Annotated in this window: 27 protein-coding genes and 1 riboswitch; of the genes, 23 read left to right on the top strand and 4 right to left on the bottom strand. The window is 39.8% G+C overall.

Going from position 1 to position 21436, the window contains the following annotated elements; genetic code table 11:
- Nucleotides 1-73: 73 nt before the first annotated feature.
- The 8 genes from ADM90_RS17725 to ADM90_RS24350 all read left to right on the top strand — a co-directional run bounded on the left by ADM90_RS17725 (nucleotide 74) and on the right by ADM90_RS24350 (nucleotide 6005).
- Entirely contained in the window at nucleotides 74-706 is a 633-nt protein-coding gene (locus ADM90_RS17725) for an O-methyltransferase (protein ID WP_053996243.1), read from the top strand.
- 5 nt (nucleotides 707-711) lie between these two features.
- On the top strand, nucleotides 712-1644 hold the full coding sequence (locus ADM90_RS17720) for a peptidase U32 family protein (RefSeq protein WP_053996242.1): 933 nt from the start codon (nucleotides 712-714) through the stop codon (nucleotides 1642-1644).
- 13 nt (nucleotides 1645-1657) lie between these two features.
- Nucleotides 1658-2938: a peptidase U32 family protein gene (locus ADM90_RS17715; RefSeq protein WP_053996241.1), complete on the top strand. Its 1281-nt coding sequence runs from the start codon at nucleotides 1658-1660 to the stop codon at nucleotides 2936-2938.
- Nucleotides 2939-3577 carry a uridine kinase gene (gene udk / locus ADM90_RS17710; RefSeq protein ID WP_053996240.1) on the top strand — a complete coding sequence of 213 codons (639 nt, stop codon included), beginning with the start codon at nucleotides 2939-2941 and terminating at the stop codon, nucleotides 3575-3577.
- A 175-nt stretch (nucleotides 3578-3752) separates the two neighbouring features.
- Nucleotides 3753-4241 carry a transcription elongation factor GreA gene (gene greA / locus ADM90_RS17705; protein WP_053996239.1) on the top strand — a complete coding sequence of 163 codons (489 nt, stop codon included), beginning with the start codon at nucleotides 3753-3755 and terminating at the stop codon, nucleotides 4239-4241.
- Nucleotides 4242-4392: 151 nt separating this feature from the next.
- Nucleotides 4393-5052 (top strand): YrrS family protein, encoded by a 660-nt coding sequence (locus tag ADM90_RS17700; RefSeq protein ID WP_053996238.1) that lies wholly within the window; start codon nucleotides 4393-4395, stop codon nucleotides 5050-5052.
- A gap of 59 nt (nucleotides 5053-5111) precedes the next feature.
- Nucleotides 5112-5804 (top strand): 5'-methylthioadenosine/S-adenosylhomocysteine nucleosidase, encoded by a 693-nt coding sequence (gene mtnN, locus ADM90_RS17695; RefSeq protein WP_053996237.1) that lies wholly within the window; start codon nucleotides 5112-5114, stop codon nucleotides 5802-5804.
- 39 nt (nucleotides 5805-5843) lie between these two features.
- The gene (locus ADM90_RS24350; protein ID WP_235473672.1) at nucleotides 5844-6005 is read left to right on the top strand and encodes a hypothetical protein; all 162 of its coding nucleotides are present in this window, start codon (nucleotides 5844-5846) and stop codon (nucleotides 6003-6005) included.
- Between the two features lie 55 nt (nucleotides 6006-6060).
- Here ADM90_RS24350 and sigK read toward each other — a convergent pair whose 3' ends face one another.
- Together sigK and pssA are read right to left on the bottom strand one after the other, a co-directional pair.
- Nucleotides 6061-6768, bottom strand: coding sequence for an RNA polymerase sporulation sigma factor SigK (gene sigK / locus ADM90_RS17690; RefSeq protein ID WP_053996236.1), 708 nt, complete (start codon nucleotides 6766-6768; stop codon nucleotides 6061-6063).
- An 87-nt stretch (nucleotides 6769-6855) separates the two neighbouring features.
- Nucleotides 6856-7356: a CDP-diacylglycerol--serine O-phosphatidyltransferase gene (gene pssA / locus ADM90_RS17685; RefSeq protein WP_053996724.1), complete on the bottom strand. Its 501-nt coding sequence runs from the start codon at nucleotides 7354-7356 to the stop codon at nucleotides 6856-6858.
- A 135-nt stretch (nucleotides 7357-7491) separates the two neighbouring features.
- On the opposite strand from pssA, the gene ADM90_RS17680 reads away from it, so the two are divergent.
- The 12 genes from ADM90_RS17680 (at nucleotide 7492) to ADM90_RS17625 (ending at nucleotide 17130) form a co-directional block, all read left to right on the top strand.
- Nucleotides 7492-8274: a phosphatidylserine decarboxylase gene (locus tag ADM90_RS17680; protein ID WP_053996235.1), complete on the top strand. Its 783-nt coding sequence runs from the start codon at nucleotides 7492-7494 to the stop codon at nucleotides 8272-8274.
- A gap of 36 nt (nucleotides 8275-8310) precedes the next feature.
- Nucleotides 8311-8832, top strand: a complete 522-nt coding sequence (locus ADM90_RS17675) for a YqeG family HAD IIIA-type phosphatase (RefSeq protein ID WP_053996234.1) — start codon at nucleotides 8311-8313, stop codon at nucleotides 8830-8832.
- Nucleotides 8829-9932: a ribosome biogenesis GTPase YqeH gene (yqeH, locus tag ADM90_RS17670; protein WP_053996233.1), complete on the top strand. Its 1104-nt coding sequence runs from the start codon at nucleotides 8829-8831 to the stop codon at nucleotides 9930-9932. Before ADM90_RS17675 ends, yqeH begins: the two co-directional genes overlap by 4 nt.
- A gap of 19 nt (nucleotides 9933-9951) precedes the next feature.
- The gene (gene aroE, locus ADM90_RS17665) at nucleotides 9952-10782 is read left to right on the top strand and encodes a shikimate dehydrogenase (protein ID WP_053996232.1); all 831 of its coding nucleotides are present in this window, start codon (nucleotides 9952-9954) and stop codon (nucleotides 10780-10782) included.
- A gap of 5 nt (nucleotides 10783-10787) precedes the next feature.
- Nucleotides 10788-11090, top strand: coding sequence for a ribosome assembly RNA-binding protein YhbY (gene yhbY / locus ADM90_RS17660; RefSeq protein ID WP_053996231.1), 303 nt, complete (start codon nucleotides 10788-10790; stop codon nucleotides 11088-11090).
- A 9-nt stretch (nucleotides 11091-11099) separates the two neighbouring features.
- Nucleotides 11100-11690 carry a nicotinate-nucleotide adenylyltransferase gene (locus tag ADM90_RS17655; protein ID WP_053996230.1) on the top strand — a complete coding sequence of 197 codons (591 nt, stop codon included), beginning with the start codon at nucleotides 11100-11102 and terminating at the stop codon, nucleotides 11688-11690.
- A complete protein-coding gene (gene yqeK, locus ADM90_RS17650; protein WP_053996229.1) occupies nucleotides 11659-12231 on the top strand; it encodes a bis(5'-nucleosyl)-tetraphosphatase (symmetrical) YqeK in 573 nt (190 codons plus the stop codon). Before ADM90_RS17655 ends, yqeK begins: the two co-directional genes overlap by 32 nt.
- Nucleotides 12228-12572 (top strand): ribosome silencing factor, encoded by a 345-nt coding sequence (gene rsfS / locus ADM90_RS17645; protein ID WP_053996228.1) that lies wholly within the window; start codon nucleotides 12228-12230, stop codon nucleotides 12570-12572. The genes yqeK and rsfS overlap by 4 nt, the downstream gene beginning before the upstream one ends.
- The gene (locus ADM90_RS17640) at nucleotides 12573-13313 is read left to right on the top strand and encodes a class I SAM-dependent DNA methyltransferase (RefSeq protein WP_053996227.1); all 741 of its coding nucleotides are present in this window, start codon (nucleotides 12573-12575) and stop codon (nucleotides 13311-13313) included.
- Between the two features lie 209 nt (nucleotides 13314-13522).
- Nucleotides 13523-14170: a helix-hairpin-helix domain-containing protein gene (locus ADM90_RS17635; RefSeq protein ID WP_053996226.1), complete on the top strand. Its 648-nt coding sequence runs from the start codon at nucleotides 13523-13525 to the stop codon at nucleotides 14168-14170.
- Between the two features lie 100 nt (nucleotides 14171-14270).
- The gene (locus ADM90_RS17630; protein ID WP_053996225.1) at nucleotides 14271-14846 is read left to right on the top strand and encodes a ComE operon protein 2; all 576 of its coding nucleotides are present in this window, start codon (nucleotides 14271-14273) and stop codon (nucleotides 14844-14846) included.
- Complete coding sequence (locus ADM90_RS17625; protein ID WP_412176997.1) at nucleotides 14815-17130, top strand: DNA internalization-related competence protein ComEC/Rec2; 2316 nt, start codon at nucleotides 14815-14817, stop codon at nucleotides 17128-17130. Before ADM90_RS17630 ends, ADM90_RS17625 begins: the two co-directional genes overlap by 32 nt.
- A gap of 31 nt (nucleotides 17131-17161) precedes the next feature.
- Here ADM90_RS17625 and ADM90_RS24020 read toward each other — a convergent pair whose 3' ends face one another.
- Nucleotides 17162-17299 carry a YqzM family protein gene (locus tag ADM90_RS24020; RefSeq protein ID WP_083448602.1) on the bottom strand — a complete coding sequence of 46 codons (138 nt, stop codon included), beginning with the start codon at nucleotides 17297-17299 and terminating at the stop codon, nucleotides 17162-17164.
- A 165-nt stretch (nucleotides 17300-17464) separates the two neighbouring features.
- Between ADM90_RS24020 and holA the strand changes: the two genes are divergently transcribed.
- Nucleotides 17465-18475, top strand: coding sequence for a DNA polymerase III subunit delta (holA, locus tag ADM90_RS17620; protein WP_053996224.1), 1011 nt, complete (start codon nucleotides 17465-17467; stop codon nucleotides 18473-18475).
- 57 nt (nucleotides 18476-18532) lie between these two features.
- On the opposite strand, the gene rpsT is transcribed toward holA, so the two are convergent.
- Nucleotides 18533-18781: a 30S ribosomal protein S20 gene (rpsT, locus tag ADM90_RS17615; RefSeq protein WP_053996223.1), complete on the bottom strand. Its 249-nt coding sequence runs from the start codon at nucleotides 18779-18781 to the stop codon at nucleotides 18533-18535.
- 163 nt (nucleotides 18782-18944) lie between these two features.
- Between rpsT and gpr the strand changes: the two genes are divergently transcribed.
- Together gpr and spoIIP are read left to right on the top strand one after the other, a co-directional pair.
- Nucleotides 18945-19961, top strand: a complete 1017-nt coding sequence (gene gpr, locus ADM90_RS17610; RefSeq protein WP_053996222.1) for a GPR endopeptidase — start codon at nucleotides 18945-18947, stop codon at nucleotides 19959-19961.
- A 97-nt stretch (nucleotides 19962-20058) separates the two neighbouring features.
- Nucleotides 20059-20901: a stage II sporulation protein P gene (gene spoIIP, locus ADM90_RS17605; RefSeq protein WP_235473666.1), complete on the top strand. Its 843-nt coding sequence runs from the start codon at nucleotides 20059-20061 to the stop codon at nucleotides 20899-20901.
- Nucleotides 20902-21173: 272 nt separating this feature from the next.
- A riboswitch (cobalamin riboswitch) is annotated at nucleotides 21174-21374 on the top strand.
- The last annotated feature ends 62 nt before the right edge of the window (nucleotides 21375-21436 follow it).

The following is a 21436-nucleotide window of genomic DNA, read 5'->3' as shown; positions in this document are numbered from 1 at the left end:
TTTTTCTTTTTGTTAAATGATGAAGTACAGACAACGGCAAAGCGCACGTTGCCTTTTAAATGAGGGTGAAACAATGGAATTATCAGATGGATATATACAATCATTTATACAGCCACGTAATACATTGCTTTTAGAAATGGAAGCATATGCGGAGGAGAATCATATACCAATTATGCAGCTAGCAGCGATTGATGCTTTAAATCAGCTGCTACGTATTCAAAATCCGTCAAAAATTTTAGAGATCGGCACGGCCATTGGATATTCAGCGATCAGAATGGCAGAGGCATTGCCACATGTACAAATTGTTACAATTGAGCGGGATACAGAGCGCGTCACAGCAGCAAAGGCTTATATTGAACGTTCAGCTGCAGCAGATCGTATTACGGTCATTGAAGGAGACGCGTTAGAGGTGGATGATCAAGCCATTCACACAATATTTGATGCTGTTTTTATTGATGCCGCAAAGGGACAATATCAGCGCTTTTTTGAAAAATATGCGCCTCTCGTAGCATCAGGCGGTGTTCTGTATATCGATAATATGTATATGCATGGCTTATCAGATTTAGATTTAAAGGATGTGCCACGTCGCAAGCGTACAATGATTCGTAATTTAAAAAACTTCACGGAATGGATTATGCAGCACCCCGATTATACAAGTGCTTTTTTACCAGTCGGTGATGGTTTATTACTATGTTTGAAGAGGTGACTACTATGAAAAAACCAGAATTGCTTGTGACACCACAATCAATAGAACATATAAAAGCACTTTTAAATGCTGGAGCAGATGCTTTTATTATTGGTGAACAACAATTTGGTCTACGTCTAGCAGGAGAATTCTCTGTTGATGAAGTGGAAGAAGCAACAATGCTTATTCACGCAGCAGGTAAAAAGGTGTATGTGGCAGTGAATGCACTGTTCCATAATGAAAAATTAGAGGCACTTGCTAACTATTTAAAAGAAATGCAGCGTATTGGTGTGGATCGTTTAATTTACGGTGATCCAGCGGTACTCATTATTCGCAGAGAGCAAGGTGTTACGATTCCGTTACATTGGAATCCAGAAACGACAGCTACAAACTGGTTTACGGCTAATTACTGGGGGAAACGTGGTGCAACGCGTGCCGTGTTAGCGCGTGAACTTTCTCTTGATGAAGTATTAGAAATTAAAGAAAATACCGAGATGGAAATTGAGGTACAAGTACATGGAATGACATGTATGTTCCAATCAAAACGTCCATTACTCGGCCATTATTTCTTATATCAAGATAAAGTAATGGCTATTGAAAATCGCCAAGAAAATCGTAATATGTTCCTACATGATGATGAACGAAATAATAAATATCCAATATACGAAGATGTAAATGGTACACATATTTTCAGTCCTAATGATATGTGTATTATTGATGAGCTAGGCGAATTATTTGAAGGTGGCATTGATGCTCTGAAAATTGAAGGTGTACTTCAGGCGTCAGACTATGTAGTAACGGTAACAGAAGCTTATCGAAAAGCAATCGATACGTATTTTGACGAGTCAGAAGAAGCGTATGAAGACATAAAAGACGATTTATTAGCTAAAATTGAAGCGATTCAGCCAGCGATTAGACCATTAGATACAGGCTTTATCTTTAAAGAAACAGTTTACTAGGAGGGGCAGTAACATGGCATTAGCATTAGCACAAAATGATAAAATCCGTGACATTGTCGACGGTAAACGTGTCATTACAAAAAAACCAGAGCTACTTGCCCCGGCAGGTAGCTTAGAGAAATTAAAAGTAGCGGTTCATTATGGAGCAGATGCCGTTTTTATTGGTGGACAAGAGTTTGGCTTACGCTCCAACGCAGATAACTTTACGATTGAAGAGATGCGTGAAGGTGTGGAATTTGCCAACCGATACGGCGCAAAAATTTATGTCACAACAAATATTTTTGCTCATAATGAAAATATGGCGGGCTTAGAGGATTACTTACAGGATATTGAATCTGCAGGTGTAACAGGTATTATTGTAGCAGATCCATTAATTATCGAAACATGCCGTACAGCAGCACCTAAGCTTGAAATTCACCTTTCCACACAGCAATCGCTATCGAACTGGAAGGCTGTGCAGTATTGGAAGGAAGAAGGCTTACATCGTGTTGTATTAGCACGTGAAGTAGGCGGAGAAGAAATGAAGCTGATGAAGGAAAAGGTTGATATTGAAATAGAGGCCTTCGTTCATGGCGCTATGTGTATCGCCTATTCGGGTCGCTGTGTACTGTCCAATCATATGACGGCTCGTGACTCCAACCGTGGTGGTTGCTGTCAATCATGTCGCTGGGACTATGATTTATATGAGCTGGAAGATGGTGAAGAAAAGGCACTTTTCGATGATAGCCATGCACCATTTGCAATGAGTCCAAAAGATTTAAAATTAATTGAAGCCATTCCACATATGATTGAGCTTGGCATTGATTCGTTAAAAATTGAAGGTCGTATGAAATCCATCCACTATGTCGCAACAGTGGTTTCTGTCTATCGTAAAGTGATTGATGCCTATTGTGCTGATCCTGATCATTTTAAAATTAAACGTGAGTGGCTGGAGGAGCTAGACAAATGTGCTAACCGTGATACGGCTGAAGCATTCTTCCATGATGCACCTGGCGTTGAGGAGCAGATGTTTGGTGTCCATGGTCGTAAAACAACCTATGAATTTGCGGGTCTTATTTTAGAGCATGATCCAGAGACAAAAATAGTGACAATGCAACAGCGTAATTATTTTAAACCTGGTGACGAAGTAGAATTCTTTGGTCCTGAAATTGAGAATTTCCGTTTAACAATGGGTGAAATTTGGGACGAGGATGGCAATAGCCTAGATGCAGCTCGTCATCCATTACAAATTGTTAAATTTAAATGTGATACACCATTGAAACCGCATAACATGATGCGAAAGGAGAATAACTAAATGGCAGTGAAGCGTCCTGTTGTTATTGGTATTGCAGGTGGTTCATGCTCAGGTAAAACGAGTGTGACACATGCCATTTACGATGTTTTCCGTAATCATTCAGTGGTGGTCATTGAACAAGATTTTTATTATAAAGATCAGCGTCATTTAACATTTGAAGAGCGTTTAGGCACAAACTATGATCATCCATTAGCGTTTGATAATGATTTATTAATTGACCATATAAAAAAATTATTAGCGCGCCAGTCAATAGAGAAGCCTGTCTATGACTATGTACAGCATACAAGAGCGCAGGAAGTTATTCATATTGAGCCTGTAGATGTTATTATTCTGGAAGGCATTCTTGTGCTGGAGGATGCAGATTTACGAGATTTAATGGATATTAAATTATTTGTGGATACGGATGCGGATTTACGTATTATTCGTCGTCTGCTACGTGATATTAAAGAGCGTGGTCGTACAACTGATTCGGTGATTGAGCAATATTTATCGGCAGTACGACCTATGCATAATTTATTTATTGAGCCAACGAAACGTTATGCTGATATTATTATTCCTGAAGGCGGGGATAATGAGGTTGCGATTGATTTAATGGTAACGAAAATTAAAACTATTCTTGAAACCAACAACGTATTGTAATAAGATAGAGTGGTATTGACAATATTTTCATGCATATTTGAAAAAGCGATGCATACTATTAGGTCAAAGCGTAATTTGAAAACGTTTAAAAATAATAAAATTCGATTAAATGCTTCTTTATAACATTTAGTCGAGTTTTATGTTTTTATATTGAAGAAATAAGGAGTGAAGGACTTTGGCAAACGAAAAACAGTACCCAATGACAGCTGAGGGGAAACGCAAATTAGAAGAAGAATTAGTGAAATTAGAAACAGAAACACGTAAGGAGATCGTGGAACGCATTAAAATAGCACGTGATTTTGGTGATCTTTCTGAAAACGCTGAGTATGATTCAGCAAAAGAAGAACAAGCCTTTTTAGAAGGACGTATCTCTACGCTAAAATCAATGATTCGTAATGCGGTTATTATTTCTGAGGATGAAACAGATAATAGTGTAGTATCACTAGGGAAAACGGTTACATTTGTTGAAATTATTAATGGTAAACCATCAACAGAGGAAGAATCGTATACAATTGTAGGTTCAGCTGAGGCAGATCCTATGGAATTCCGTATTTCAAATGAATCACCAATTGCTAAAGGTCTACTTGGACGTGGTGAGGGTGAAGAAGTAGCGATCCAAACACCTGGTGGCGAAATGAAAGTGAAAATTCTTTCTATTAAATAATAGATAGGTGTACAAGCAGTTGGTCTTTCTATCAAAAAAAGACCAGCTGCTTTTTATCTACTTAAAATTGGCAGTTTAGAAATTATAGGTATAATTATTTTGCAAGTGCTGTCGAACTTGATAGAATATTGGCTAGAGAGGGGGAGAGTTTATGAGTGAACGACAAACTCGCAGTAGTCGTCATTTGCAGCCATCTCGTAATAAAAAGCTAGATAAACTATTGAATGTTTTAATTGGTATTGTGGTCGTACTAATTATACTAACAGCAACTTATGTGTTTAAATGGCAAGGTGATGCAGAGCAAGCAGTGAAAGATGAACCAATCCAAGAGGAAAAGAACGATGACAAAGAGGCTGACAAAGCTAGTGAGAAAGAGCCTATTCAAGAGGATGAGCAAGAGCATGCAATAGACGAGGATGAAGCCCTAGAGGAAGAACCAGAAGTAGCACAGGAGGAGCAGAACACCTTAGAAGAATCAACATCCAACGATCCAATCGTTGACAAGGTAATTACAAGCAAAAACTGGCAGCCAACACCGACAACACAAACAGGGCAACATGTGTCTTCTTATGATGATAAATCTGTAGACTGGGCTGAAAAGGTAGCCACTGTAACAAATGCTACGGGGATTGATGAAAGCAATATGACTATTTGGCGTATGCAAAATAACGGTAGCTCTAATTCAACGCTCGCTGTTGTTTCAACGAATGATAAATCTCAAATGTATCGTGTCAGCATGGAATGGGTGGATAATGAAGGCTGGATACCTGTAAAGCTCGAGCAACTTAATACATTAGAAGGCTCCTATTGACGAAAATCACTCTTTTGATTATTTTTAATAGAGTTGATAAAGAAGGGAAGTAACAAGACATGAAAATAGCAGTCATTGGTGCAATGGAAGAAGAAGTGGAGCTATTACGTGCGGCATTAAACGATGCGCAAAGTACAACAATTGCAGGTAGCGAATATACAACAGGCACATACGAGGGTAAGGAAATCGTCTTATTAAAAAGTGGCATTGGTAAAGTGAATGCTGCTATGTCCACAACGATTCTTTTACATGAATTTCAGCCTGATGTTGTAATCAATACAGGCTCTGCGGGTGGATATGATGAACAGCTCGAGGTTGGTGCAGTGGTTATTTCTGATGAGGTACGACACCATGATGTAGATGTCACAATATTTGGCTACGAGATCGGTCAAATGGCGGGTATGCCAGCAGCCTATCAATCAGACGAACGCTTAATAAAGGTCGCTGAGGAGGCTGTACAGGCTGTAGGCGAGCACCAATATGGCATTGGCTTAATTTGCTCAGGGGATACGTTTATGAATGATCCTGTGCATGTAGAATCTGTCCGTCGTCATTTCCCTCAAATGAAGGCTGTTGAGATGGAAGCGGCTGCTATTGCACAAGTATGCTATCAATTTGCCACTCCTTTTGTTGTGATTCGTGCGTTATCAGATATTGCAGGGAAGGAATCCAATATTAGCTTTGATGAGTTCTTACCAATTGCCGCAAAGCATTCAACTCAGGTCGTATTAAAAGCGATTACTTCTTTATAAATAAACTACACAAAATAGTCAAAATGTGTTGTTCTCAATGTGAGAAAAATCACAGTTCATCGGAGCTATACATGCTACACTAATAGCAATCAATCTCTTTCGTTATGGGAGGAAGTTATTATGCTATTTTTAACAGCAGGTGTTGTGATTATCACCACTTTAATCGGTTCACTAATTTCAGTAGAATTATTAGAATCATAACAGGAAAAGCTCCCTTGTGACACGTTGGAATGTCGCAGGGGGCTTTTTTATATAGCTATTCAATCGCTTTTTGATCTCGTTTGTATAATTGATAGAGTTTAATAAGCGCGCGTTTTTCAATACGGGATACATAACTGCGGGAAATATTTAAACGGGCTGCAATTTCCTTTTGTGTGAGTGCATCCTGCTGATTTAAACCATAACGAAGTGTGACAATTTCAAGTTCGCGTTCATCAAGCATATGCAAATAGTGATAGAGCTGTGCAACATGCTCTTTATGCTCTAGCTTCTCTGTTGCACTTTCTTCATCACATTGAAGTAAATCTCGAATTTGCAGTGCATTGCCATCTTTATCTGTGCCGATTGGCTCAAACAGTGAAACATCTTTTTGCACTTTTTTCTGTGTTCGTAGATGCATTAATATTTCATTTTCAATACAGCGTGCAGCGTAGGTGGCAAGTCTTGTTTTTTTGTCAGGCGTATAGCTTTCTACAGCTTTCATAAGGCCAATTGTGCCAATCGAAATATAATCATCCAGCTGCTCATGCTTTGGATGGAATTTTTTTACGACATGTGCAACAAGCCTCATATTCCGTTCTATTAGGTCAAGCCGCGCCTGCTCATCGCCACCTAAAAATCGCTCAATACAAGCAGCTTCCTCTTCTTTTGAAAAGGGTTTATGAAATGTTTGCCCCTTTAAATAGCCAAGTAATGCAGGAAGCTCAAACCATAACTGCAACATAGATGTAAAAATTCCGCTCATTGAATGATGTCATCCTTTCCCCATTTTTCGACAGTATATGTTTAAAAGCTGTGGGAAATGAAAAAAAGTGCAACAGCAAATGTGCTGTTACACTTTTTTTAGTGTAAATGTACTGATCATCAGTAAAGCTAAAATGGGAAAAAGGAAAAGATAAAATGCCGGATGGAACGTATTAGCCGCAAAATACGTTAAAGTTAAGAATGTACCTGCAGCAGTAATTGGTAAGCCTGTGAAATAGCCATTCGCTTCGCTAATATTGAAGCGAGCTAAACGCATCGCACCACAGACAATAAATAATACGGCCATCATCATGCCGACAAAACCAAAATCAACTAGAACAACTTCATACATTAATAATGCAGGCGCCACACCAAATGATATAATATCACTCATAGAATCCAATTGTTTACCTAACTCAGACACTTGTCCGAGCGCTCTCGCTACCTTACCATCGTAGCGATCAAGAAGAGCTGCTATGAAGATAAACAAGGCACTATAGCTATAATATTCATGTAGAGTGGCCATAATAGCCGCGCCTCCAAAGGACATATTACTAATTGTGATGAAGTTAGCTGCGTGCGATTTCATTTTCTTAACCGTGGTATCCACCAACTTGTGATAAAAAAACAAGGGGGATCACTCCTTTGACTTAAGATATTATACCATTATACTTCGAATGCAAAAAAATTGACAGTCTAAATTAATGGATAGGGGTTTTACTGTATGAAAGAAAAATTATACCAAAGCTTAATAGAACTAACGAATGGTAAGCAATCCTCTCATCTTTTGCAAACTATTGCAAAAGCGAAGTGGAGTAAACGTATTATTCCAAGCTATATGAAACTATACGATATTAACCTTGAAGAAGTTTCAAAAAAACCACAGCAATTTTCATGTTTACATGAATTTTTTACAAGAGAGCTATTGGAAGATGCTCGGCCGATTGAAAAAAATCCTATGACTTATGCCAGTCCTGTCGATGCCAAAGTAGAATCCTTTGGACGAATTGAATGGGATATGACATTTCTTGTAAAAGGTAAGCCTTATGCACTACAAGATTTGCTCGGCAATACAGAACGAGCGACACAATATATAGATGGTCACTTTATTGTGTTTTACTTAAGTCCTGCCGATTATCATCGCATCCATAGCCCAATTGATGGCGAGGTCGTACGTCAATATACACTGGGCCAAAAATCTTATCCTGTAAATCAATTAGGTCTTACATACGGTAAAAAACCAATTTCTCATAATTACCGTTTAGTAACAGAGTTGAAGGCCGCAAACAATCAGCAGGTTGCATTTATAAAAGTAGGTGCGACCTTTGTTAACTCTATTGTTCTTACCAATACAACATCCAAATGGCATAAGGGGCAGGAGGTTGGTTATTTTTCATTTGGCTCAACAGTTGTTATGCTATTTGAAAAAGATGCAATTGAGTTTACAGACAATGTTGTGCAAGGAAGCCCAATTCGAATGGGTGAAGCCTTTGCAAATATGCTATAATGGTCGAATAATACGTTAAGATTAGGGGTCGCTATTTTGTACAATTTTTTATTACCAAATGAATTTGTCACAAATATTTTTGAAATTACACCAGAAAAGCTACATGAATTAGGGATTAGAGGCATTATTACAGACTTAGACAATACGCTTGTAGAATGGGATCGTGCAGATGCAACAGAAGAGCTGACGATCTGGTTACGCATTATGAAAGAATCAGGTATTCGTGTTATTATTGCATCGAATAATAATGAAGCACGTGTGAAACATTTTGCTGAGCCCTTAGGCATCCCATATATTCACAAAGCAAAAAAGCCGCTTCGCAATGCTTTTTATAGCGCACTGATTCAATTAGGCTTGCGTCCTAAAGAAGTCGTGATGGTCGGCGATCAGCTTCTTACAGATGTAATGGGCGCTAATCGCTTAGGGCTATATACCGTGTTAGTAAAGCCTGTTGCCCAATCAGATGGGCTTGTGACGAAATTTAACCGTTTCATTGAACGTCGTGTGTTTAATGATTTAAAACGAAAAGGAATAATAACTTGGGAGGAACAAGAATGATTGAAATGCCAAATTGTATTGGCTGTGGTACAACAATTCAAACAGAGGACCAAACAGCAGTTGGGTATGCACCCCCATCATCATTAGAAAAGGATGTGGTCATTTGCCAGCGCTGCTTCCGTTTGAAAAATTATAATGAAATTCAACCAGTATCATTAACAGATGATGACTTTTTACGTATTTTAAATGGTCTTGGTACACAGCAAGGCTTAATCGTAAAAATTGTTGATATATTTGATTTTAATGGAAGCTGGCTACCTGGACTTCACCGTTTTGTCGGTAAAAATCCTGTCTTATTAATTGCCAATAAAGCCGACTTATTGCCAAAGTCAGTAAAGCCGAAAAAGGTGATTAACTGGCTGAAGCGTGAAGCGAAGGCTCTAGGGCTTCAACCAGTGGATGTCCTCTTAGTCAGTGCCCATAAAGGCAAAGGAATGGTTGAGGCAATGGAAGCCATTGACGAATACCGCCAAGGACGCAATGTCTATGTGGTCGGCTGTACAAATGTTGGGAAATCTACCTTTATTAATCGCATTATTAAGCAGGCTACAGGTGAGGGTGAAGTGATTACAACGTCGCATTTCCCAGGCACAACTTTAGATATGATTGAGATTCCATTGGATGATGGTAGTGCATTATATGACACACCTGGCATTATTAATCACCATCAAATGGCCCATCATATTGATGCCAGTGAATTAAAATATATTATGCCGAAAAAAGAGATCAAGCCAAAGGTCTACCAGCAAAATGCAGGACAAACCTTATTTATTGGGGCATTGGCGAGATTTGATTTTATTCAAGGGGACCGTTCTGCCTTTACAATTCATGTGGCAAACGATCTACCCATTCATCGTACAAAGCTTGAGAAAGCAGATGCATTGTATGTAGAACATAAAGGCGAGTTGCTAGCACCCCCAACAGCGGACTTTATTGACCAGCTACCACCATTGGTGCGTCATGAGTTCTCGATAAAAGAGGCTAAAACAGATGTTGTATTCTCTGGGCTAGGCTGGATTACGGTTCAGCATGCCAATGTAGTAGTAGCGGCATATGCACCAAAAGGTGTACAGGTGTCCATTCGTCCTTCACTTATTTAGAGAGAAAAGGGGCTAGAACATGAAGAAATGGTTTGCGGTTATTGGTGATCCGATTGAACATTCTAAATCACCAGCTATGCACAATGCTTGGTTTGAGGAGATGGATATTGACGCAACATATATTCCTATCCATGTAGCTTCTCACCAGCTAGAATCAGCCGTTGCGGGTTTAAAAACATTAGGAGCAAGCGGCTGGAATGTCACAATCCCTCATAAAACAGCGATTATTCCCTATTTAGATGAGCTGGATGAGCTGGCACAAAAAATGGGTGCTGTTAATACAGTGGTGCGTACACAAGAGGGCAAGCTGAAAGGTTATAATACAGATGGTATAGGCTTTGTACGTTCATTAGAGGACGCTGTTGGCACAACCCATAAAAATAAGTCAGTGCTGCTTGTTGGTGCTGGTGGTGCTGCGCGTGGCATTGCCTTTGCGATGCAGCAGCAAGGCTATCGCGATTTAACGATGGCCAATCGTACAGTAGCAAATGCACAAGCGATTGTGGACGAGATGGGGATGGGTCGCGCAATATCTTTACAAGAGGCGGAAGAAACATTAGCTGATTTCAGTATTATTGTGCAAATGACATCGGCTGGTCTTGCTACGGGCAATTTTTCAATGCCATTTTCATTAGATCGGCTTACAACAGAAGCAATTGTTGCAGATATTGTGTATAATCCATTAATGACGCCTTTTTTACAGGCTGCTGAAGAACAAGGAGCAACGATTGTCACGGGCTTAGGCATGTTTGTGCATCAAGGAGCGATCGCTTTTGAGCATTGGCTAGGAAGCTATCCAAATACAAATTCAATGATTGCGCAGCTAAAGGCGCAATTGGGAGGAAACTAATTTTTATGTTAACAGGTAAACAAAAACGTTTTTTACGTGCAGAGGCACACCATTTAGCACCTATTTTCCAAGTGGGAAAAGGTGGCGTTAATGATGAAATGACAAAGCAAATTCGTGAGGCATTAGAAGCACGTGAACTGATTAAAGTGCGTATTTTAGATAACTGTGAAGAGGATAAACATGATGTTGCAGAAGCACTGGCAAAAGGCGCACATGCAGAGCTTGTACAACTCATTGGCCTAACAGTTGTTTTATATAAAGAATCGCGCAATCATAAAAAGATTGTCTTACCAAAAACAGCGAAGTAAGGTGAAACGATGAAACGAGTCGGTTTATTAGGAGGCACATTTAATCCACCACATATAGGGCATTTATTAATGGCAAATGAAGTTTATCATGCACTAAGGCTTGATGAAATCCGCTTTATGCCCAATGCCATACCGCCACATAAGCATGCACGTTTTGATGCTAGCAATGCCGAACGTCTTGAAATGGTGCGGCATGCGATTCGCCCATTTCCTCATTTTTCAGTAGAGTCGTATGAGGTTGAGAAGGGTGGCGTATCCTATTCTTACGAGACGCTTTCTGCATTGTGTAGCCGAGAATCAAATGTGCAGTTTTACTTTATTATCGGCGGTGATATGATTGATTCGCTACATACATGGCATTGTATAGATGATTTAGTGAAACTTGTTCAGTTTGTCGGTGTAAAGCGTCCAGGGACAGCGGCGACAACAGAGTACCCTATAAGTATGGTGGAAATACCTCAAATCGATTTATCGTCCACACTGATTCGTCAACGTCTGGCAACTGGAGGAACGGTGACATTTTTATTACCAGAGGCGGTAGAGACGTTCATACGAGAGGAAGGTCTTTATGGAACGCGAGCAGTATTTAGCGGCGATTAAGCCACGAATGCCTGAAAAACGTTATATTCATACAATCGGTGTAATGGAAACAGCCATCGCCTTAGCACAAAAGTATGGCGAGGATGTGAAAAAGGCTGAAACAGCAGCCATCCTCCACGATATTGCGAAATATGCAGACATTGAATGGATGGAGAGGATCGTTCGTGATGAACATTTAGATTCAAGACTCATTGGTTGGGGTAGTGAATTACTACATGGTCCAGTGGGTGCCTATATAGCACAAAGTGAATTTGGCATCACAGATGAGGAATTGTTGAATGCTATTCGTTTCCATACAACAGGACGCGCTGGTATGAGCCGTTTAGAAAAAATTATTTTTGTCGCAGATATGATTGAACCAAACCGTCGATTTGATGGGGTTGACCGTCTGCGAAAAAAGGCGCAAAAAAATTTGGATAAGGCGATAAGTGCATGTGTGCGCCATACATTGGCATTTTTAATTGACACAAAGCAGCCGATTTATCCTTTATCAATAGAATGTTATAACGATATAATGAACAGAGAGGATAGTGAAGGATGACTTCAACTTTATTACAAGCAGCGTACAAAGCAATTGACGACAAACATGGTGAGGATATTGTCGTATTAAATATGCAAGGAATTTCCCTTTTAGCGGATTACTTTATCATTGCCCATGGTAATTCAGATCGCCAAGTGCAAGCAATTGCGCGTGAGCTACAGGATGTAGCCGAACAACAGGGCTATGAAATCCGCCGTGTAGAGGGCTTTGATGCAGCTAGGTGGGTTCTTGTAGACTTAGGCGATGTAGTGGCACATATATTCCATAAGGATGAGCGTGCTTATTATAATTTAGAGCGTCTATGGGGCGATGCACCGCAACTAGACGTACCAGAGGCTTAAGTGAGTAGCTACGAACGCTTTGCTTATGTCTATGATGAGCTACAAGTAGATATTCCTTACGATCGTTATATAGATTGGGTTGTACAATATGCACCAAGCAACCAATATCCGACACTCTTAGATATTGGTTGTGGTACGGGTGTACTGAGCTTGCTATTTGCACAGGCTGGCTATCAGGTCAGCGGTATTGATTTATCAGAAGAGATGCTGTCCATTGCAGCAGAGCGCTTTGCTGACGCAGGATACCATGCGCCATTGTATTGTATGTCTATGGATGAGCTAGAGGGCTTTGAGGCACTGGATGTTGTGACAATTGCGATTGATTCCCTCAATTATGTTTTAGAGGAGCAGGCTGTTTATACAACATTAGCACGTATTTACAATGCTTTACGAGATGGGGGTCAGCTATTTTTCGATGTCCACTCATTATTTAAAATGACGGAAATTTTTTTAGATGGGCCGTTTACGTATGATGATGGTGATATTAGCTACATATGGCATACGGAGCCTGGTGACTACGAATATTCCATTATCCATCAAATGACCTTTTATGTGCGAGAGTCTGCCAGCGATTTGTATGAACGTTTTGATGAGGAGCATATGCAACGCACTTTCTCCCTCGAACAATATATAACTTGGCTTCGTGCGATTGGCTTTAGCGATGTAAAAGTAACAGCCGATTTTCGTGAGGAACCCCCTGAGGATGACAGCGAGCGTATTTTTATTCGCGCGGTAAAATAACGAGAGAAGCAGCCACACTGTTGATGGGACAGTGTGGCTTTTTGCTTTGGTGGTGGATAGTGAGAGCAACGTAACGGATAGCATGGTAAAAATAATAGATAGCAGATACACTCAGCAAATAATATAAAGGTATCTTTTCAACAAACACATGATCGTGTATGATGGAGATAACTCCATATGATTCCCTTTTGCAATGAAAGGATGGTACTGTGTTCCAAACCTTATGGCAAAAGTATAGAAAAAGTATGTTATTCCCCAGCATACTCGTAGTCAGTGGCATTTTTTACTTCTATTTTTCGAATATTAACTCTTCACCTCCCCAGGAAGAGCTTATCGAACCAATCCAACCAATCGAAGAAAATAATCCTATTGAACCTGCTGAGGAAGCGGTTGAACAGCAGGTATTTGTAGATATAAAGGGTGCTGTGGTGCATCCAGGCGTTTATGAGCTACAGTCAGATCAACGTATTATCGATGCTGTACAACTTGCAGGTGGCTATACACAGGAGGCTGACACACAGCTAATTAATCATGCGCAAAAAGTGCAGGATGAAATGGTCATTTATATACCAATAAAGGGTGAGCAATTAGACGAGATAGCCTCCACCATTTTAACAATGCCTGTATATGGAACAGCACAGACTGAGAGCAATAGTCAGGAGCAAAAAATCAATATTAATAAGGCAGATGCAGTAGCTCTGACAACACTACCTGGCATTGGCCCCTCTAAAGCCCAAAGCATTTTGGCTTATCGAGAGGAAAATGGTAACTTTCAAACAATTGAGGATTTAAGGAAAATTAGTGGCATCGGTGATAAAACCTTTGAAAAACTAAAGGACTTGATTACTGTAAAGTAAGCATTGTGATATTGACGCGTCTTTTCTAAAAGGGCTACACTAGAGTAGGAAAACAACAAGAAAACTAGCACTTATCATGGATATTTTTGGAGGTAGTCATATGGAGCGAATTACTTGGGATCAATTTTTTATGGCACAAAGCCATTTACTCGCATTACGTAGCACATGTACAAGATTAGCCGTAGGAGCAACCGTTGTACGGGATAAACGCATTATCGCAGGTGGCTATAATGGCTCTATTACAGGCGATGAGCATTGTATTGAAAAGGGCTGCTATGTGGTGGACAACCATTGTGTGCGTACGGTACATGCCGAAATGAATGCATTGCTGCAATGCGCTAAATACGGTACACCTACAAGAGGAGCAGACTTATATGTCACGCATTTTCCTTGTCTACCATGTACAAAATCAATTATTCAAGCAGGTATTGAGCGTATCTATTATGCAACAGACTATAAAAATAATCCCTATGCTCAGGAATTATTTGCAAAAGCGGGGGTAGAGGTTGTGCACGTCCCGTTTGACGAACGTAAAATTGATTTTTTAAGCGATGAAAAACTAGCTCTATACACAGATATGCTACAAGAGCTTCGCGAGAGTGGCGTGTCAGCTGAAAAATTGCTGCCCTATGAGCAAAGGGTGAGTGCATTATTTGGCAAAAGCATTAAAGCATAGATGGATATTTGTAGCGCTTGCTGTACTTGTAGCGTCCTTGGCGGCACACAAGACAGCAGGGTTACTCCTATGTTTACTTCTTTTAGCGCTATGGCTGCTATTAAAAGGAGAGACCCGTTTTCCTGCGCTATTAGTAATAATTAGTGGTTTACTATCTTATTTGTTTTTAATAACCTATCAGCTAGAAGAACCTTCCCCCTTACCAGCAACCTTCCCTTTAACGTGGACAAGCGACTATAACATAAATGGTCAAAAGCTGCGCGGCTTTGCTACCACCGCACATGGCGATAAGCTTTATATTGTTTATACATTTACATCCGCACAGGAGAAAGCCTTTTATGAACAACGATCGTTAGCAGGTATGACCTTTCTTGCAAAGGGTGAGCTATCTGAACCTAACCCTCCCGCACATGCCTATGCATTTTCAATGGCACACTATTTAACGAGTAAAGGAGCAACGGGTATTGTTGACATTAACGAGTGGACGTATGTCGAGAAGCAGTATTCCATTCGTACCTCTCTTGCCACACTTAGACATAGCATCAAAATGCATATTGAGAGAACCTTTCCTGCATCACTTGCCGCGGAGGCACAGGCATTGCTAATTGGTGTACAGGATCAGGTGGATGAGGATTTGCAGCGTGCCTATCAAAAACTTGGTATCACTCATTTATTTGCGATTTCAGGTTTACATGTAGCCTTGATATCTTGGCTTTTTTTTGAAGGCTGCTTGCGCCTAGGTGTTCGCAGGGAAATAGCGACAGTCATACTAATGATGTTACTACCTACTTATGGTGTTATCGCAGGTGGTGCGCCCTCTGTGTGGCGGGCAGTTTCTGTTGTCGAATTAATCCTGCTACTGCGCTATCTAAAATGGGCAATTACTATTGATGATGCGTTAGCAATAAGCTTTATAGGCTTTGTTTTACTTGAACCAGGTGCTATTTTTCAAGTTGGCTTTCAATTATCTTATTTAGCAACAGCTAGTCTTATTTATTCAGGTGCGATCTTGAAACGCACAAGGAACTGGCTCACGCGCTCCTTCTTTATTACATTTGTCTGCCAGCTTCTTGTTTATCCTTTATTACTCCATCATTTTTATGAACTCTCCATTTCCTCATTTTTAGTGAATATTTTCTTTGTTCCTTTATTTTCCTTTGTAATATTACCTTTTAATATTGTGGTATTAGGCATAACTTATTTATCATTGCCACTGGCCAATAAACTATTTGCTGTTTATGAGCCATTACGTACATGGCTAACCAATATGATTTTTGCTCTACAGGAGCTACCATTGCAGCTCTGGTCGCCAGGTAGACCATCTATCTGGCTAATGACTCTAGCTATGCTAAGTGTACTGATGGGCTTTTATTTTTTAGAAATAAAGCAGTATAGAAAGTTAATAGCTGTATTGGTGATTCCTGCTATAGCGATTCATGTGTCGCCTATGCTATTTCAGGACACGAAAATTACCTTTTTAAATGTTGGACAGGGAGATAGTATTGTAATTGAATTACCTTTTCGCAAGGCTGTCTATGTCATTGATTCGGGAGGGGTACTGCGTTTTGAGCAGGAGCGGTGGAAACAAGTAAATCAACCCTATAAGATAGGTAAACAGGTTGTTGTACCTTTTTTAAAGGGTAAAGGTATTCGAACGATTGATACTTTTATCGTGACACATGCCGATGCAGATCATGTAGAAGGGGCAGAGGAAATATTACAGGAGATTGCGATGCATGAAATTCATGTGACCCCTGGCTCCTCGGATCAGCCTGTTATGATAGATTTACAAAGAGAAGCTAAAAAGCAGCGTGTGCCTGTGAAAGAGAGGATGCAAGGCATGGGGTGGCATAAAGGAGGGACCGAGTTTTATTATTTATGGCCGCGTGATACTTTATACGAAGGAAATGATGATTCGCTTGTGTTATTAATGCGGCAAAAAGGTTTTACAGCGCTCTTGACAGGCGATCTGGAGGCAGAGGGCGAGCAGCAACTTATTCAACACTACGGTCAGCAAATCAGCCAGATAACATTGCTAAAGGCAGGTCATCATGGTAGTAAAACCTCAAGTACCGAGTCTTTTGTTGAGCTACTACAGCCTCAACTAACAATTTTCAGTGCAGGACTGAATAACCGTTATGGGCATCCCCATAAGGATGTAGTAGAGCGCTTTGTTCGGCGAAATTTAGCTACTTTAACAACGGGCATTGATGGCACAATTGAAGTGCGCATTCGTGGGAAGTATTGGGCTGTTAGGGCTACAGAAAAAGACCTTGTCCAATGACCAAGGTCTTTTTCTTCATGCATAAGTCCGGTTATTTTGCTACGAAATCTACGACAATTGCGATGATAAACATAATTGTAAAAACGCCAAATGATACGCCGAAGCCAACACCAGAATCAATTGCATCGTTACGTCGACATTGAATGTTTTTTCCTTCAAATGGATTCATTGATATCCCTCCAATTCTGTTATTTATTATAAGACAACATGGTCATAAAAGCTATATCGAAAAGGTGATTTCCCCGTCTGGCAAGGAATCGACACAATTCGGTCAAAGACACAAAAACGGTAAAAATCATGTATACTGATAGTATTGCTAGATGGAGGGGAAATTATGATTTCAAAGGCTTGGAATACAATTAAAAAAGGTGAGCTGGCACCAGTATATTTACTTGTTGGTGAAGAAAGCTATTTTATAGATGAGACCATTAAACGTTTAAAAGAGGCAATGGGCCCAGAGGAAGAGCTGGAGCTGACGGCATTCGATTTAGATGAGGAGCCAGTGGATGCGGTTATGGATGAGGCAGATACCATCCCCTTTTTCTCAGAACGTAAGCTTATTATTGCTAAAAATGCCTCGTTTTTAAAGGCAGCAGAGAAGGGGAAGGAAAAAATCGACCATGATGTGAAGCGACTGGAGGCATGGCTCGCCAATCCATCTGATTTTTCTGTCACAGTTTTTATTGCCCCTTATGAAAAATTGGATGAACGTAAAAAAGTAACAAAAATCATGAAGAAGCATGCTTTATACATTCAAGCAGAAACACCAAAGGAGCAAGATTTAACTGTTTGGCTTCAAGGTATTGTGAAGGCAGCAGGTAATTCGATTACACAAGATGCGATTGAACAACTTGTTGCAATGGTTGGAGCAAATATGCTGCAATTACAAATGGAAATAGACAAGCTAACTCTCTATTTAGGAGAGGGTGGTGAAATTACGGCCTCATTGGTAGAAGAGTTAGTGGCAAAAACTTTGGAAGAGGATGCCTTTAAAATGCTGAATGCTTATTTGGCGAATGATGCTGTTGGCGCTTTGACGATTTATCATGATTTACTGCGCCAAAAACAGGAGCCTATTATGCTTGTAGGTCTACTTGCCTCCAATGTTCGTACAATGTCGAATGTTTTTTATTTATTAAAAAAGGGCTATCATCCACAGCAAATTGCAAAAAATTTAAAAATCCATCCGTATCGTGTAAAGCTAATGGTTGAGCAACGCCACCGTCCTTCAGAGGAAAGTCTACTGCGGGCATTATACCAATTGGCTGAGGTTGATTTACAGTTAAAATCGACAGGTGGTAATCGTGAGCGCTATTTAGAACTTTTTTTATTACGACAGCTTTAACTTAGGAAAATCAAAAAGACCAGCTACCTTTAAAAGAGTAGTTGGTCTTTTACATCATTACGCTTTTTTAGCAAGGCGAGACTTTTTACGAGCCGCCGCATTTTTGTGGATAAGTCCTTTTGAAGCTGCTTTATCTAAAGATTTATAAGCCGCTTGTAAAAGCTCTTGTTTGTTATCAGCGTTAGCAGCAACAGCGTTTTCAGCTTTTTTAACTGTAGTACGCATTGCAGATTTAGCTTGAGAATTAGCAAGGTTTGCTTTTTCGTTCACTTTTACGCGTTTAATGGCAGATTTAATGTTTGGCATCTATTTCACCTCCTAAATTAGGTACGAGATGATAACTTCTCATTGATTTCTTGTGTCAATACAACAAAAATCATTTTAACAAACGCTTGGACAAATTGCAATAGATAAATGCAAAGAATATTTACTTGACAGTTTGAACAAACTACAGCTTGAGGTGAACTGTATGCAAAATTTTAATTGGCAACGAACAGATTTAATCGATGAATCAGAAGAAGTAGTTGTCCATCAGACGAAAGAGCAAAAAGAAAAGCTTGAACAATCAAGTGGCATTCAAATTGAAGATCGGAATGCGGGTCGAGTAAAAATTACAGATGTTCTTGTAGACGCTGAAGGGGAAAAGCAAATTGGTAAAAAGGAAGGGCAGTATATTACCCTTTCTGTCCCGACACTGACACTAGAAGATCGAGATGGCTTTGCACAACTTGAACAAGAATTGCTTGTAAATTTCAAAAAAATGCATGATGCACTTTCTTGGCAAGAAGATGATAAAATTTTAATAGTTGGTTTGGGAAATCGTACCATTACACCCGATGCAATAGGCCCCTATTTAATTGATCATCTGCATAGCTTAGATGTCATTGATGAAAAATTTGTTATGTATGCCCCAGGTGTAACAGGACAAACAGGCTATGAAACAGGAGAGTTTGTAGCTGCCATTGCTAAACGTCTACAGCCGAAGTTAATCATTGTAGTGGACGCACTTGCTACAAGAGCGAGTAATCGACTGTGTAAAACAATTCAATTAACCGATACAGGTATTCATCCAGGCTCAGGGGTAGGCAATCAACGGCAAGAAATTTCTTATGAAATGCTGGGTATTCCAGTGACAGCTATTGGTATTCCAACAGTAGTAGATGCCCCTGTATTAATTGCAGATGCAGTGGAAACAATGCTTCGCTCAATAGCAGCTCGTGTGGCTGAGCGCCATAAACCATCCTCGAAGCTGTCCCTCTCCTCCTGGCAGCCAGATATTCAGCAGGAGCTTGATATGTCTTTAGTACAGCCTATTTTTGGCGAATGGGCAACATGGTCGAGAGAGGAACGCCAGCAATTGTTTGAGGAAACCTTGGCAGGCGCACATACACAGCTAATGGTGACGCCAAAAGAAGCGGATTATTGGGTGGACCGCTATGCAAAATTAGTTGCCTCTATGCTAATGAATTGGGCAAGCGATCTATAAAAACAACCGTCTAAGATACTACAGTTTATGCGAAAAACAAGAAAATTTTTTTCGTTCTAAATGCCATACCCCCTCCATACGATAAGGGGAGGAGGGTGTGACTTTGCTAAAAAAACTACAATGGTCATTTGGTCTATTATTGTTCTTTTTCGTATTACCTGTCATTGCTGGGCAACTTCCGTTCAACAAGCAAGCATCGACTCCGACGCAACAACCAGAAGATAAACAAGTCGTGTTTGCCGCTACCAATTTAGCTGAACAAAATGCGCTTGAAGAAACGAAAGAGCCTGAAGTAGATGCCGATCCTTTTAAGGTGTTAGTGTTGTTTACACATTCACACGAAGCATATGAGCCAATGGTGAAAGCTGTAAGTGGTAAGGTAGCGACCTCTCATGAAACGGTCAATATTATGGGTTTTAAAGATAAGATTGTAAACCATTTTAATGTCAATGGCTTAACAACGAATGTATTGGATGTAGATGTGATGAAAGAATTAAAGCTAGAGGGCAAGGGCTATCATGAATCCTATAATGTGATGAGACCGCATCTAAGCAAGCATTTAGAAACAAATAATTATGATTTAATATTAGATTTACATCGTGATGCATTAAAGCATGAGTTAACAACTGTGGGGTATAATGGTGAGAATTATGCAAAAATTGCAATCGTTGTTGGTGCAGAGCATGCAAATTTCCGCTGGAATACTGCCTATGCTGAAAGTTTATCATCCACATTAAATGCAATTGTGCCTAAAATATCAAAAGGGGTTATTTCTAAAAGTGGTGATGGCGTTGATGGGCGCTACAATCAAGATTTAGCAAAGCAAATGATGATTGTGGAAATTGGTGGCATCGGCAATACTGAGGAAGAAGTCAATCGTACAATTGCCGTTTTAGGAAAAGCAATTGCCAAAGCATTTGTTAATGATACAAAAAAATAACTATATAGTAAAGGGAATATTAAGTCAGTGCCGCGCTGTTAACTGCGCCACTGGCTTTTTTCGGTTAATTACTTAGTGTAAGCCATTTTTTATAGGTGTATTAAAAAAACAACTATGTACGTTTCTACTAATCAAAAAGATTATTATACTGTCACTAATGAATAGAATCGCTACAAAAGGGTGAAATATAAGTAAACTTTTCCAACATTTTTTCTTTTTTATTATAATATTTTGAAAATAAGGAATTTGTGCTATACTTTCTAATAAGTGAATAGCAATTGCAGAATAAAGGTGCTCTTTTATAGAGCTTAATAGGGAATTCGGTGCAAAACCGAAGCTGTTTCCGCAACTGTAAGTGTAGATGACTACAGCGTAATACCACTGTCGAACGAGGAAAAATGCCTCCAGTAGATGGGAAGGTGCTGATTTTAGGATACACAAGCCAGGAGACCTGCCTTTATTTCATCGTATTAACTCTCTTCGGAAGCTAGGAGAACTTACGGCAAATAGACGGACAGGCAAACTGTATTTTACG

The sequence above is a fragment of the Lysinibacillus macroides genome (genome assembly GCF_001281525.1).
GTDB lineage: Bacteria > Bacillota > Bacilli > Bacillales_A > Planococcaceae > Lysinibacillus > Lysinibacillus macroides.
Note: the sequence above shows the minus strand (reverse complement) of the source record. Positions and strands in the feature narration are given on the sequence as shown.